Annotated in this window: 13 protein-coding genes; 8 read left to right on the top strand and 5 right to left on the bottom strand. The window is 58.0% G+C overall.

Annotated elements, in window-relative coordinates:
- Positions 1 to 68 precede the first annotated feature (68 nt).
- A protein-coding gene (gene prfB, locus LPU83_RS45720) for a peptide chain release factor 2 (RefSeq protein ID WP_112334072.1) occupies positions 69 to 1,200 on the top strand; the annotation gives its coding sequence in 2 pieces (ribosomal slippage) (positions 69 to 137 and positions 139 to 1,200; 1,131 coding nt in all).
- A gap of 107 nt (positions 1,201 to 1,307) precedes the next feature.
- Here the strand turns inward: prfB and LPU83_RS45725 are convergent.
- From LPU83_RS45725 to LPU83_RS45735, 3 genes are all read right to left on the bottom strand, one after another.
- On the bottom strand, positions 1,308 to 1,823 hold the full coding sequence (locus LPU83_RS45725) for a hypothetical protein (RefSeq protein ID WP_024316576.1): 516 nt from the start codon (positions 1,821 to 1,823) through the stop codon (positions 1,308 to 1,310).
- A 3-nt stretch (positions 1,824 to 1,826) separates the two neighbouring features.
- Positions 1,827 to 2,600, bottom strand: a complete 774-nt coding sequence (locus LPU83_RS45730) for an NAD kinase (RefSeq protein ID WP_024316575.1) — start codon at positions 2,598 to 2,600, stop codon at positions 1,827 to 1,829.
- Between the two features lie 281 nt (positions 2,601 to 2,881).
- The gene (locus LPU83_RS45735; RefSeq protein ID WP_051509103.1) at positions 2,882 to 4,117 is read right to left on the bottom strand and encodes a tyrosine-type recombinase/integrase; all 1,236 of its coding nucleotides are present in this window, start codon (positions 4,115 to 4,117) and stop codon (positions 2,882 to 2,884) included.
- A gap of 177 nt (positions 4,118 to 4,294) precedes the next feature.
- Here LPU83_RS45735 and LPU83_RS45740 point away from each other — a divergent pair, with 177 nt between their 5' ends.
- The 5 genes from LPU83_RS45740 (at position 4,295) to LPU83_RS45760 (ending at position 9,381) form a co-directional block, all read left to right on the top strand.
- Positions 4,295 to 4,510 carry a helix-turn-helix domain-containing protein gene (locus LPU83_RS45740; protein ID WP_037069233.1) on the top strand — a complete coding sequence of 72 codons (216 nt, stop codon included), beginning with the start codon at positions 4,295 to 4,297 and terminating at the stop codon, positions 4,508 to 4,510.
- A 60-nt stretch (positions 4,511 to 4,570) separates the two neighbouring features.
- Entirely contained in the window at positions 4,571 to 4,987 is a 417-nt protein-coding gene (locus tag LPU83_RS45745; protein WP_037069235.1) for a hypothetical protein, read from the top strand.
- Between the two features lie 256 nt (positions 4,988 to 5,243).
- Positions 5,244 to 7,592: a DNA-primase RepB domain-containing protein gene (locus LPU83_RS45750; RefSeq protein ID WP_051509070.1), complete on the top strand. Its 2,349-nt coding sequence runs from the start codon at positions 5,244 to 5,246 to the stop codon at positions 7,590 to 7,592.
- Positions 7,593 to 7,981: 389 nt separating this feature from the next.
- The gene (locus tag LPU83_RS73430; RefSeq protein ID WP_197901958.1) at positions 7,982 to 8,251 is read left to right on the top strand and encodes a hypothetical protein; all 270 of its coding nucleotides are present in this window, start codon (positions 7,982 to 7,984) and stop codon (positions 8,249 to 8,251) included.
- Positions 8,252 to 8,253: 2 nt separating this feature from the next.
- Positions 8,254 to 9,381, top strand: a complete 1,128-nt coding sequence (locus tag LPU83_RS45760; protein ID WP_037070228.1) for a hypothetical protein — start codon at positions 8,254 to 8,256, stop codon at positions 9,379 to 9,381.
- A gap of 776 nt (positions 9,382 to 10,157) precedes the next feature.
- On the opposite strand, the gene LPU83_RS45765 is transcribed toward LPU83_RS45760, so the two are convergent.
- Both LPU83_RS45765 and LPU83_RS45770 read right to left on the bottom strand, forming a co-directional pair.
- Entirely contained in the window at positions 10,158 to 10,592 is a 435-nt protein-coding gene (locus LPU83_RS45765) for a hypothetical protein (RefSeq protein WP_037069240.1), read from the bottom strand.
- 740 nt (positions 10,593 to 11,332) lie between these two features.
- Positions 11,333 to 11,515 (bottom strand): DUF3606 domain-containing protein, encoded by a 183-nt coding sequence (locus tag LPU83_RS45770; protein WP_037069244.1) that lies wholly within the window; start codon positions 11,513 to 11,515, stop codon positions 11,333 to 11,335.
- Between the two features lie 468 nt (positions 11,516 to 11,983).
- On the opposite strand from LPU83_RS45770, the gene LPU83_RS45775 reads away from it, so the two are divergent.
- Together LPU83_RS45775 and LPU83_RS45780 are read left to right on the top strand one after the other, a co-directional pair.
- Positions 11,984 to 12,412 carry a hypothetical protein gene (locus tag LPU83_RS45775; RefSeq protein ID WP_037069251.1) on the top strand — a complete coding sequence of 143 codons (429 nt, stop codon included), beginning with the start codon at positions 11,984 to 11,986 and terminating at the stop codon, positions 12,410 to 12,412.
- Between the two features lie 91 nt (positions 12,413 to 12,503).
- On the top strand, positions 12,504 to 13,961 hold the full coding sequence (locus LPU83_RS45780) for a terminase TerL endonuclease subunit (protein WP_244656136.1): 1,458 nt from the start codon (positions 12,504 to 12,506) through the stop codon (positions 13,959 to 13,961).
- The last annotated feature ends 80 nt before the right edge of the window (positions 13,962 to 14,041 follow it).

A 14,041-nucleotide genomic window follows, 5' to 3' on the forward strand; every position in this document is an offset into this window, starting at 1 on the left:
TCTTTACATCCGCAGCCGCCACAATTATTTGACGGGCAACTTTCGAAGCAACGCAAAGAAGCAGGAAAATGCGAGCGGAAATCCAGAACGTGGTCGATGAAACCAAGCAGGCTATCACCCTGCTGAGGAGGCATCTTTGACTGGGACCAGGCGGTAAGACGACTGGACTGGTTGAACAACAAGGCAGAGGATCCGAACCTCTGGAATGACGCCTCCGAGGCGCAGAAGCTGATGCGCGAGCGCCAGCAGCTCGACGATGGCATCAATGGCGTGCGGCACCTGGAGCAGCAGCTGAACGACAATGTCGAGCTCATCGAAATGGGCGAGGAGGAGGGCGACGAAGGCGTCGTCAAGGAGGCTGAGGACGCCCTGAAGGGTCTGAAGACCGAGGCCGCGCGCCGCCAGGTCGAAGCGATGCTTTCCGGCGAAGCCGACAGCAATGACACGTATCTCGAAGTCCACTCCGGCGCCGGCGGCACGGAAAGTCAGGACTGGGCCAACATGCTTCTGCGCATGTACACCCGCTGGGCGGAACGTCAGCGCTTCAAGGTGGAGCTTCTCGAAGTCCATGATGGCGAAGAAGCCGGCATCAAGTCTGCGACCCTGCTGGTCAAGGGCCAGAACGCCTATGGCTGGCTGAAGACGGAATCGGGCGTTCATCGCCTGGTTCGAATCTCGCCCTACGACAGCAATGCGCGCCGTCACACATCCTTCTCGTCGATCTGGGTCTATCCCGTCATCGACGATTCGATCCAGATCGACGTCAACGAAAGCGATTGCCGCATCGATACGTACCGCTCGTCGGGTGCCGGCGGCCAGCACGTCAACACGACAGACTCCGCGGTCCGCATCACGCATATTCCCTCGGGCATCGTGGTACAGTGCCAGCAGGAACGCTCGCAGCACAAGAATCGCGCCAAGGCGTGGGACATGCTGCGTGCCCGCATGTACGAAGCCGAGCTGAAAAAGCGGGAAGACGCCGCAAACGCCGAAGCCGCCTCCAAGTCGGACATCGGCTGGGGCCACCAGATCCGCTCCTACGTTCTGCAGCCCTATCAGCTGGTCAAGGATCTACGGACGGGTGTGGCGAGCACGGCGCCTGGCGATGTTCTGGACGGCGAACTCAACGAGTTCATGGAAGCAGCTCTCGCCCACCGCATCAGCGGCAAGCCGGACGCCGTCGTCGACGACATCGACTAACTGCTCTCAAGTTTGAATTTGGAGGCGGCCCGAACGGGCCTTTTCGATTCACTCGGGAGCCCCCATAAAGAGGGAACCCGTCAGCGTCAGAAGCGATGGAGGCGCGGCTAGTTGCTTGCTTTGCCGACGGTAACCTCTCCAAACTCATCGATCACGACAGTCCAGGTCTCCGATTCCACGTCCGGGTCGGTCTTCAAATAGATCATTGCAAAGAGCCCCGGCTCCTTGAGTATGCCGGAGGAGTTTTCGGGCCTGATGTCGGTGACATAGGGCCTGAGATCGTTGAGTTCCTGCAACTCCACCGTCGAGGCGATGGCTGGTCCGCCGTCGCCCTGCTCGATCTGTTGCAGATAGATCTTGGCCGTGCGGTCTGCTTGCCTGACAGCAAACAATTTGTAGTAGCCGTGGCGCGGTTTTGCCGGAGCGGCAGCGGGCATCACGGTCTGAGAGGCTGAAGGTGCGCGTTGGACGCCAGGCGTCGTGCCGTCGTCTTCCCAGTAGCCCGTGCTCGTCGCGAATATGATCGAAGCCGGCAGGACTGGGTCGTCTGCCGCAGCGGTCCGAGCGCAGAGTGCGGGCACGGCGAGCAGCAATGCACAAAGCGTCGTTCGTCGCAGGTTCATCTCTCAGTCCTCAAACTGCTCGGCAAGAATACGATCGGACCATGATCGATCAGGATCGGAGAGAATGCGCGCCGTGGTATGTTCCGATTGAGCGATGCGAATATGAAGCACCGATTTCACTTCCGTGTTGTCGGCAACCGCGTTGACCGGACGTTTCTCCGCCTCGAGAATATGAATATCGACTGTCACCTTGTTGGGCAGTAGCGCGCCGCGCCAACGCCGCGGCCGGAACGCGCTGACCGGAGTCATCGCCAGCAGCGGTGCGTCAAGCGGCAGGATCGGTCCGTGGGCGGAGAGGTTATAGGCCGTCGAACCCGCGGGCGTCGCCACCATCAGGCCGTCGCAGATGAGTTCGTCGAGCCGGACGACGCCGTCCACCTCGACCCGCAGCTTGGCGGCCTGGTAGGATTGCCGGAACAACGACACTTCGTTGATGGCAAGGGCTGTCAAATTCGTGCCGTCCGAATTCGCCGTTGTCATCTGCAACGGGTGAAAGGCGTTTTCGACAGCCGCGCAGATTCGATCCTGCAGGTTCTCCGTTCGGTAGTCGTTCATGAGGAAGCCGACAGAGCCGCGATTCATGCCGTAGACAAGCTTGCCGGAATTCATCGTGCCGTGCAGCGTCTGCAGCATGAACCCGTCGCCACCAAGGGCGACGATGACGTCGGCATCATCAGGGGGCACGTCGCCATAAATGCCAATCAGCTCTTCCCGCGCCGCCAGCGCCTCAGTTGCCGAGGAGGCAAGGAAGGAAAGCGTCTGAAATGAACGGCCCATGTAATTCCTTTGTCGTATTCAACGAACGATAACATAGTCTTGGCGTCTAGGCGCCAATAAAAGCCGATTTTGTCAAGTGCATCTGCGGCGCTGGACGGAGCCAACGTCAACTCGAAGGGTCGCATTCACGCGAAGAGCTAGCTCGCCTCGGTTCACACCGTCGGCGCAACAGCCCCAAAGTCAATGCTTAGGTAGTTCTGAGTAGAAGGAGAAGGATGGTGCCCCCGGCAGGGTTCGAACCCGCGACCCCCTGATTACAAATCAGGATGGAAAGCCTTATTTCACAGTGCCTTTACGGAGTCATGCGCCATTTGTGCGCCATCGCCGAAAATGGATGTCGAAATCTGGTCCATGACGTTGCGATGGCTGTCGCTTGGAAAGAGGTGCGCATATCTCGACATCGTGACGGCCAGCGAGGAGTGGCCGGCGAACGTCTGGACGGTCTTTGGCTGTAGGCCAGCCTCGATCCATGTCGATATCGCGAAATGGCGAAGGGCGTGCCAATTGAAGGGCTTGAATTTCTTGCCGCCCTCTTTTGCCTTGGCGGCTGTCGTGGCCAGGAGAGGCCGGAAATCGCGCTTGAGGATGTTCTTGTGATCGAGGAACCCGCCCTTGGAATTTGGGAATACTAGATCGTCCGCCTCTGACTTATTGGCGGCTTCTTTCCACTTTCGAAGCTCGGCCAGCATCGCGGACGAGAGAGGAACCTGCCGGAGACCTGCAGTCGATTTGGTTGTGTCCTCGTTTTTGTAAGCATCGACGCGACCATCGACAGTTAGTTCACCGGCGTTGAAGGCGACGTGCTTCCAGCGGAGCGCATAGAGCTCCGATGCGCGCACGCCAGCCGAGGCCGACAAGCGCATGCGGATGGCAAGGCTTCCCGTTGCCTGGGCGAGGGCGGCAGCAAGATCCGCTTTGGACGGGGGAACGACCTTCTTGGATCCTTCTCCGCGCTTGCCAGTCACTCGGATGTTGCTGGCCGGATTGGCTGCGAGGAGATCATTGCCAACGGCATTTTGTAAAGCGCGAGAGAGGCTGCCGATAATACGGCGCGTGGTTACCACCCCGACGCCAGCGTCGCGCAATCGATCGCGGAAGTCGCCAATGACCTTAGCCGTGCACTGAGAAAGCTTAACCGGCCCGACACCACCTTCAAAAATGATTCTCGTCTTTTCTGGCTGCTTGGCTCGATGCTCTTCGGTTGGCGCCACATAATTCCGCAGCTGCCCTTCGACCGTTCGAAAGTAGTGCTCTGTGACGTGCTCGCCGCGGTCACGTCTGCCCGCCAGGAGATTTAAATAATCCTTCACTGCGTCATCAACGGTGGTACTCGCCGCATCTGCTCGAAACGTGCCAGCCGCTACTTGGTGTGTAACTTCGGTGCGGTGGGCCTCAGCTTCCCGCTTTCGCTCGAATTGGTTTCTGTGCCGTTTGCCAGACGCATCGGTCCAGGCAACCGTCCATGCTTCGTGGTCGCCGCTCTTGTTTACCCATCGCCGTTTAGTGATCGTTGCCATTCATGACCCCCTGATATTGATGGCGCATGAAAGCACGACGCAAAAAAGTAATCAAGGTAAAAACCTTGACATTTTTGTATGTTTACACCAATGTGCTGAAAGTGAACAAGGCACAATTGTCCACGCTCAGAAATAGCACGTTTACAAAAAACCTGTCAACACTAAAGAGGAGAAAAAATGCAGTCAGCAAACGATAACATTATTGAGGGCGATCTTCTGGTCGGAGCCAAGGCAATTGCAAGGTTCCTCGGCATCACCCAGCGCCAGGCCTACCGCCTTACAACCGACCGCATTATCCCAAGCATGAAGCTTGGCGGCACCGTCGCCGCGCGCCGCTCATCGTTGGTTCGATGGATGTCTGAAGCTGAAGCTCAGGCGGCCAGAGCCGCCTAATCACTCATCTGAAAACTTAACTGCTAAGCCGACCGGCCGAGCGCCGGCGAAGGAGGAAATATGCACGCAGAAATCAAAGGGCCGTCGCTTGCAGATGTGCTCGCATTCACGATGATCGAAAAGGCCGCTGACGTAGCTCGTGTCGAGCGTGCCGTAGCTCACCGGATGTCCGTGGTACGCGGGTGGGTGGGCTGGCGGGTGATAGCAACCGAGATGGACGAGGACGAGGACGATCTGTGGCGGGTCAAGGTATTCTGCGATCCGATCGGTGGCGGCCACCGCGAACTGGCGGTCTTCCAGTTTCTTGTGAGCCATGGCACCAAGCGTCGCTCACACCGGTTCGAAAGCTTCGTTGCCGCGTGTGGCCTGAAGGCGATCAGTGACACCGACGACCTGAATAGCAGGTACTTCGCGACAAAGGATGGAGGCCGGACGGCTGCTGACTTTGGCTCCCTGACAAACGCTATAGTCGCTTAATCAATGAGAGTTCTTTCTCTGTCACCCGCCACCAATCCAGGCGGCGGGTCGATGAAGGTGGTCGCCACATTCGATCTGCAGTTGACCCCCGACATCGCCGTCTACGGCATGCGCCTTCTTCGAGCGCCAAACGGAGATCACGTCTCGTATGCCCCAACCGCATTGGGTGGTCGCCGATCGGTGACATTTGGCCGGTCTCTCGCTGAAACTATCACCGCCGCAGCCCTCAAGACACTAACGGAGCACGACACTGCACATGGCGCCACTTCCCAAAAGCAAAAATGAGCCTACCGTCGCCTCATTCGACGAGCCTGCGATCCGTGAACATGTCGAGATGCTTCACTCTCTGGCCGCCGGTCTGGATGGTCTTCTCGTTGTGTCGACGTACCACGCCAATCCGACAGGCGAAACAGACACTCCGGGGATCGTCACGCACCATCGTATTGGTGATGTCGAAGGCATGGTCGACTCCATTCTCTCCCACGCAGAGACACCCAACGCGAACATCTTCACTGGCCTTCACGTGATGCGTCGCGGGGTTGCTGTGGGTAAGCGCGGAACTGAAGCAGACATTCTGGCCACGCTCGGCTTCGTCGTCGACCTCGACGCGGATACTGGTAAGATCGGCGATATGCCGATAGAGCCGAGTCTTGCCTTGGAAACGTCCAGCGGCAACTTTCAGCCATTCGTCTTGCTCGATCGGCCAATTGCGCCAGGTGCAGCGAAGCCATTGGCTGCAGCGCTTAAGCGCGCGACTGGCAGCGATCATGGAACGGGTGACGTGGCCCATGTCTGGCGCATCCCGGGAACACTGAACTGGCCGAACAAGAAGAAACTCGAACGCGGACGCTCTCCCGAGCCTGTGGCAGTAACGGTCGATCTACGTTGGGATGGCAGCCTTACGAGCGTTGATGACCTAAGCGCCGCGCTCGAGCCATGGATGACTGCACCTGCAAGTCCCTCAGCGGTGACAATCGGGGATCTACCAGCGCTGGACGGTGTCGAGATTTCCGACCGGGCGGCCGAGTTGCTCGCGTCCAACGACGTCGGTGATCGTTCGGCTTGGGCCTCAAAGGTCATCGAACAGTTGGCATTCGACGGCCTTACTGCGGAGCACGCGTGCGCCGCTTTCCTGTCGGCGACCGGTGACTGGTTCAAGCGCTACGAGAGCAAGGATCCTACGAAGGACTTTGAGCGGATCTGGGGAAAGTTCGCGCTACCGATGATCGAGGCTCGCGAAGAGCAAGCCGAGGTAGCTCGCCAGTTCGTAGCGAAGGCAACCGCTAGACGCGCTCCGGTCGCGGCCAATGACAACGTGCCGGTAACGGACACGCCAGCGATGCACCCCAATCCGTTCACCCCACAGGCGGCTGGCGGGCTGCTGGAGAAGATAGCGACATGGGTGAACGATACGGCCATCGTCCCTGTGCCCGAGCTATCGCTGGCCGCCGCAATTGCTCTTATGGCCGGCTGCTTTGGCAAGATGGCGATCGGGCCCACCAACGCCGGCGTGAATGTCTATTTCGCAACGCTGCTAGCGACGGCCGGCGGTAAAGGGCACCCTCCTAAAGCAATCCGTACTCTAGGAGATCTCTGCGGAGCCCAGGGCGCGGTTAGTAACGGAGATCCGACCAGTTATGCTGCGATCGAGCGGATGCTACGAAAGAGCAGTTCCACGGTCGTCACGATGGACGAGTTCGGCGTGACGCTTCAGGACATCAACGGCCGCAATCAGAACTCTGCTTCAGCCTCAATCCGGAAGATGCTGCTAGCGATCTACGACCAGTCGAACTCGGTTTTTGACGGCCGCATATATGCCAGCAGCGAGACGAAGAAGGATGATGGCCCAATCGTTGGACCGGCACTCACGGTTCTTGCGATGACGACGCCGTCGACCTTGTACGCAGGGTTGTCAGCTGCTTCCGTGTCGGACGGCTTCATCAACCGCTTCGTGTTCGTCACTGGGGCGCGGGATGAAGGGGGTATTAGGCCGCCGCGTCTCGATGTCGACCTGAAGCCACCCGCCCACCTTGTCGCATCGTTGCAGAACGCCATCACGGGTTTCCCGAAGTCCGGCAAGCCTGGCGCCAAGTACAAGGTCGGATTTGAAGGCGGCGAGGGTGGTGCAGCCTACAGGCGTTGGGGTGAGATTTTCATGTGGCAGCACCGCCCTGGTTGGGATGAAATCTACAACGACATCAACGGTCGCGCTGCGGAGAACACCGTACGCTTAGCAACAATCCGCGCGATCAGTCGCGACGCCCGTTCACCTGCGATAACACTTGAAGATGTCGAGTGGGCTTGGGCTGTTGTCTTCCGGTCAATCGATCTAATCGCCAAGGGCGTAAGCCGTCACATGTCATCCAGCCCCGCCGAGGCTTTGCGCAAATGTATCGTTGAGATCCTGCGCGAGGCGCCCGAGCAGACCATGGCATATTCCACCCTTCTGCGGCGCAGGGGCGTCCGCGGGTCCGACCTATGGGAGGTTGATAGCGCACTGACATACCTGATGGAGAGCCGCGAAATCGGGATCATTGGTCGCCCGAAACCAGGTGCCGGAAGCAAGTTTCAGCTGCTCGATTTGGCAACGGAAACGGCAACGTAGCAACGGCTCAAAGCCTCATCCCTTGCATAGTGGCAACGGTTGCCATTCATTGCAACCATATGGCAACAGAAAAGACTATATATATCAATAACATATATATATTTTTCTTCTCTATTGCCACATTGCCAAGATGCTTTTGAAATTGGTTTTTTCCCGTATCTGCCCCTGTCTGAATCCATGTTGGCAATGTGGCAATACGGCAATGGCGTTCAATTGGAGGGTTTATGATCAGAACACGAGTTCAGAATATCGGCGGACCGTTCCCCGGCAAGGGAGCGGCCCCCAGTATGGCACACGACAAGATTCTGCCTCGCGGCCAGCGGGCAGGGTTCGAAAAGCTCAACGACGTGGCGGCAATGCGCCCCACGATAACGGATGCCGGCAGCCTTATGGCTGCGAATGACAACACGCCAAAGCCAGAAGCCACGCCGACTTGGTCAAACAAAGAACTGCGCTTGACCAAAGCACAGGCGGATTTTCTGGGCAGCGGCCGCAACAGCGTTCATCAACGTGTCGACGATCGGACGCAGTTGATCCTCGAGTCCCGCAAGATGTTTGGGCCATGGAAACCGAACGGCGACGGCACCTACAGCTTGCCGCTTTCAGCAAAGGGCGAGGCGGCTTTACGGCGCCATCACAATCGGAAAACGAGGGGATGAAAATGGAACGCAGCACCGCAGAGCATCGCGCAGCCGTCGAAGCATGGCGGGCCTCGGCTCCCAAGCATGACCATGAAATTTTCGGCCGAAAACTGAAGACTGAGAAGCCAAGGCACAAGGACCTGTCCCAGCTGTCAGCCTTGCTGGCAATGCGTAGCCGCGCGGTCGGCGTTGCTGAGGGTGTGGAAGAAGCGGCCGAAATCCCGACAATCTCGACCAATTGGCGCATCGTTGCTGCAAATGACAACCAGCCGCCGGAAGAAGATGAGGGTTTCGGAACCGAACGAGCAGTAGAATACGAGCCAAGTCTTGATCTGTTGGAAGCCGAGATTGAACACCTGCCTGTTCGCCATCGCGTCGAGCCAATGGTCCGCGGTGGTCGAAGTGATCGCGAGGTTCACGCCATCCCGGTTGATGGTGATGTGGCATACGGCACCCACGTCGATGAAGACGACAAGCCGCACAAAGTGATCGTCCGCATCGGTCGCCTTCGCTTCAGCGACGGCTCACAAACCGAGAAGGGACACAAGCTCGTCATGGACAAGGTCGTCAACACTGACCTCAAAATGCCAGTGGGATCGATGCTCGGCAGCCGCGAGAAGTCAACTCGTGACCGCGGCGGCGAAGACGACACATCCGGTAGCAACGCTCACTATCGCTGGATCGTAAAAGGTCGCGTTGCCACTCCGGCCAAGCTCCACCCCACCAAGGACCAGCGTGTCGAGATCTCGAAGGCCCAGGCGCGACAGATTATTGCCGACGCAATGGCCAAAACTGATGTCGTGATCACGAAATGCCCCGACGGGTTCCCCTACGGGCCAACCAACCTCCGTCAGCTATTTATCGGTGGTCGGAAAGGCAAGAAGGGCGAATCGGGGTCACAGGCATGGGCGGATATCTTCACGGAAAAAGAAAACCGCGATGCATTCACTCGCGGACTCGATGCGATGCAGGAGAAGCACGTTCGAGTTCTAACTGAAGCGATGACGGCAAAAAGCCTCAGTGCGCTTGGAGAGGCACGCGGTTACCGTGGCCGCCACGCGGTTGATGCCGGGCGTCGTCTTCTTCGGGCAGCAAACGACAACTTTACGGAAGCGATGAAGCTCGCGGAGTTTGCTGCGGAGGCGTGAGGGAAGTTTCTCGCAACTCATCCCCCTATAAAGGTGAAGGGGATGGTGAAGGCCATCCCTCATCCTTTCCGGGCGCACAGATTGGTTGCGACGGACGCTCGGCCAGTGATGAGCCGGGCGTAACTATTGGCAAGGCAGGGCTTTGTACACCTTGCAAAGGCACCTAGAGCAACGCTCCGGCCGTTCCTGCCTTTCGCATGAGCATCCTAGTCCTCTGGCCTGGCGAACTACGGTTGCGCCATGTTCATGCCTAACATCCTGAAGCAACAGGAGGGCGCCACTGACGAGTGGTGGCCGGATGCAATCCCATTGCCCACCCACGGCACGATGCTTGCGGCGTGGACGCGGCATTCCGTTGGGCAACCCCATTACCATGGCGCCGCCTCCTCCGGCGACGTGGTAATCGTGCGGCCGCTCCGCTGCGATGTGCGGTGTTGAGCGGCCGCTTTCGGTTTCTGGTGCTACCTTTGGCGTTACGATTACGTGTCAAATGGTTAACGTGTTGCACACATTCTGCGTCTCGTCGCGTCAGATGCGTTTAGTCAACGGACATCACCTGCGACAATAATGCGTTTGAATTTCGCGCGTTTAATTGCGTCTACATGTGTAGGTTATATTGACGCCGGCCAGAATCTGAACCATATCTCATTACGAACTACAGGCGGTTCCGCGTGCGCTTGGATCCTTCGTCCCGTCGGCAGGATAGATTTCCTGGGGGTTGAAACGGTCGCAAAGCGGATATGGCTACCGACGCCAGAAGGTGGAGTTCGCTTCCATCAGCCGCCAGTTCTCGTCCAGACGATGTCGAGATTTCGAGCCGACGTCGTTGGAAGCGCGGTGGTCACACTCCAAATTGCAAGCTCCGGGTCCCACTGTGCAATGACGCGATGGTGGTAATTGTTGTGTTCGCGCAGGAATATAAGACGCCCGTCGTCTTGGGCGGCTATGCGATCGTAATTCGAGACGACGAAATGAACGTACGCGACCACGCTGTGGTAGCCTAGGCCGGTGAGGTGCTTGAGACGGCGCGCTTCGATATGCGCTGCGCCAAAGCCACCTTTCGCCCCTTCGACGCCATTGAGGAGCTTGATTGGCCCCTCGTTTTTGTCGATCAACGCCGATATCTCGGCTGTAACAACGCCGAGATCGCCCTGTCCTGAACTCGTATAAACGGTTCGTTTTTCATTCCGTAGGAGCAGCAGCTTATTCACACGAGGCCTCGTTGTTACGCGGTCGGTCAATTTTATTGTGTCAGGCAACTGCTGCAAACACTAAATATAGTATTAACAGCGTATTATCGCCTATCTCGGATGTGGCGGTTACGCTCGGAAGCGCACACGCGGGACTACATCGGCGTGACGAACCTTCAGGTTCGGCAAACCGTCACCATATCGCTGGATTTTGAAGGGAACCGGCCTCGTTAATTCCGGTCCAACTGCCGCAGCAACATCTAGTGCTATTGAGATGGAAACTGCAGATTCCGTCAAGGGGTTGTTTTTAACGAACCGTTCACCACAAGATGTTGTGGATCGGGTTGTGGAGAACGTGGAAAACAAACTTCCGAAACAAATTCAACATGTTACGTGCGTTTTCAGTCTTAAGGAGCAAGAAGTCTAAGAAAAGCTGGGACACTGTTGATTTGGTCGCGGCTTTGCCAATCAAATGCGGCAGCTGATTCGTTGAGATCTCTGCGGCAGTTGATGGCGCGCGCCTCGTTTGTTTTTGTACGTCTTCCGATCCTAGAAACCACCCGCCTCAATCACCACATTAAGATCATGCGCCGGGCCCGTTTCCCAACGACCGACGTATGAGGTCGGCTCGCGCACACGCAGTGTAGCGTTGAGCCGGCCGCTTCCCGAAAATACCCAATCACCTGGCGCCGATCTCTCCCGGCGACGGTGAGGCACGCGGCGGGTAGAGCGTAGCCAACACCCAGCTCCCTGCCGCGTTGCTATTTCAGTCGATTGGCGGCCTTGTCGCAAGCATCCCGATCCGAGCCATGCTGATTGATAATCCGCTTTGCGTCCGCGGTTGCGATCCCGTGCTTCTTCGCAAACGGGGCGACCTCGTAGGGGTCCCGCGTTGGTAGTCCGCCATGATCGGCCTTGCCGCGCCTCGGCTTATTATATGCCATCTGTGGACTCCTTCGGTACATGGGAACAATTCATGGCGTATTCGGCTGAAGACCGGCGGAGCGAAGAGGCGAGGCAATGGCGTCGTCTCTATAGGACCGTCGCATGGAAGAAGCTTCGTCACTATCAGTTGAGCATGCAGCCTTTGTGTTCGTTTTGTCTCGAGGTCGAGGACGTCACAGCGGCCGAAGTCGCTGACCACGTAAAACCTCACAAAGGCGACCTGAGTCTCTTTTACGATCCAACCAACCTACAGTCTTTGTGCCGCCCACACCATGATGGCACTAAGCAGCGCCTCGATAGCGGATCGGTCGACACTCGCCTTGATGGCGATGGTTGGCCGGAATGGCGGCACGGCCGATGACCCGGAGGGGCTGGGTCCGAAGGTCCTGCCGTCAGACCGGGGTACCGGCGTCGGGGGCAACTTAGTCTAAACCTGTAGAAAAAAAGTTTCTGATTGGAGAATTTCGATGGCGGCTCGCGGACGCAAGTCGGCGGCTAGCACGGAGATTGTGATCGCCTCCAATGTCGAGGTGATCAACCGCCCACTGCCGCCACGGGAACTCACTGCCGAGCAGGGAGCGGAGTGGCGGGCGGTTGTAGACCGCATGCCGGCTCATTGGTTTCCCCGCGAAACCCACGCCATGCTTACGCAGTACTGCCGGCACGTGGTTGTTGCCAGGCGCATCGCACAATTGATCCAGAAAGCGGAGAAGGCCGAGGCTTTCGACATCGATGGATACGACAAGCTCCTAAAGATGCAAGAGCGCGAGGGTAGAGCGATCTCGTCGATCGCCACGCGGATGCGGATCACACAACAAGCAACGGTTCGAGCTGAATCGGCGAGGAAGCCGGGGCAGATCATCGCGCCATGGGAAGATGATGGCGAAGACACTTAGTCGGGCCGAGCGAAACATCCGCTGGCTCGAGAAGCACATCAGGATTCCCGAGGGCCGCTTTTTTGGCCAGCCGATCAAGTTGGCGCCGTTCATGAAGGACGACCTCAGGGCTATCTACGATAACCCGCACGGCACTCGCCGCGCCATTATCTCCCGTGGCCGTAAGAACGCGAAGACCACAGAATCGGCGATGATCCTCCTGCTGCACCTATGCGGCCCGGAGGCGAAGCCTAACGGCCAGCTGTTCAGTGCTGCGCAGTCTCGCGACCAGGCAGCCATTTTGTTCGAGTTGGCCGCGAAAATGATCCGGATGTCTCCCGTGCTCTCAGCGTTTGCCGAACCGAAGGACAGCGGTAAGCGTATCGTGTGTCGAGGGCTGGGCACCGTTTACCGAGCTCTCTCGGCGGACGCTGCGACTGCCTACGGCCTGTCTCCAGCCCTCACCATCCACGACGAACTCGGCCAGGTAAAGGGTCCGCGGTCATCGCTCTATGATGCCCTGGAGACGGCTACGGCCGCGCAGGGCGAGCCGCTTTCGATCATCATTAGCACGCAGGCACCCACGGACGCTGATCTTCTCTCCGTTCTAATTGACGACGCTAAGAAGGGTCGCGACCCGCGCACCGTTCTGCGATTCCAGACTGCCCCAGCTGAACTCGACGCGTTTAGCGTAGAAGCGGTCAGGGCTGCCAACCCGGCTTTCGACCTATTCATGAACCAGGACGAAGTCCTGGGCATGATGGAAGACGCACGGAATATGCCGGCCCGTGCCGCCGAGTTCGAGAACTTGGTTCTCAATCGGCGCGTTGAAACGAGCAATCCGTTTGTGTCTCGCAAGGTCTGGATGGAGAATGCCGAGGAGCCAAACCGCGATTTCGGCGAACGCCCCGTGTTCGGCGGCTTGGACCTTAGCGAATGCAACGACTTGACGAGCCTTGTGCTCGTAGCGCCTGAGGACGTCGAGGCCGGCACGGTTTGGGATGTTCGGCCGCACTTCTGGCTACCTGGCGAGGGCTTGGCCGCGAAGTCTCGCATGGACCGTGTCGGCTACGACGTTTGGGCGACGGATGGTTTCATTGAGGCGATCGAAGGAGCCAAAAGCATCGAGTATGAACTCATTGCTCGGCATATACGCGATGTGTGCGATGAGATGAATGTCCAAAGGATGGCCTTCGACCGGTATAATTTCAGGCACCTACGACCATGGTTGCTGAAAGCCGGCTTCGGCGAGGAAGAGATAGACGCGAAATTCGTCGAATTCGGCCAGGGCTTCGTTTCTATGTCTCCGGCCCTGCGCACCGCAGAATCCCTTCTGCTCAACAACAAAATACGACACGGCAACCATCCCGTACTCACGATGTGCGCGGGCAATGCGGTCGTGAAGAAAGACGACGCGGGGAATCGTAAGCTGACCAAGGCGGGCAGCCGCGGCCGTATAGACGGAATGGTGTCGCTTGTTATGGCCCTTTCGGTTGCTGAAGAATATGTGCCCGAAATTGCGGCCACATCCCCTTGGGACGATCCAAACTTCCAATTAATGGCGGGATAATGGGTATTTTTGAACGACTCTCCCGCCGAAACGCGGACAATGCGCCGGAAACGCGCGCATCCATCGAAAATCCTACGGTG

This window comes from Rhizobium favelukesii, from assembly GCF_000577275.2.
In the GTDB taxonomy this organism is placed as follows: Bacteria; Pseudomonadota; Alphaproteobacteria; order Rhizobiales; family Rhizobiaceae; genus Rhizobium; species Rhizobium favelukesii.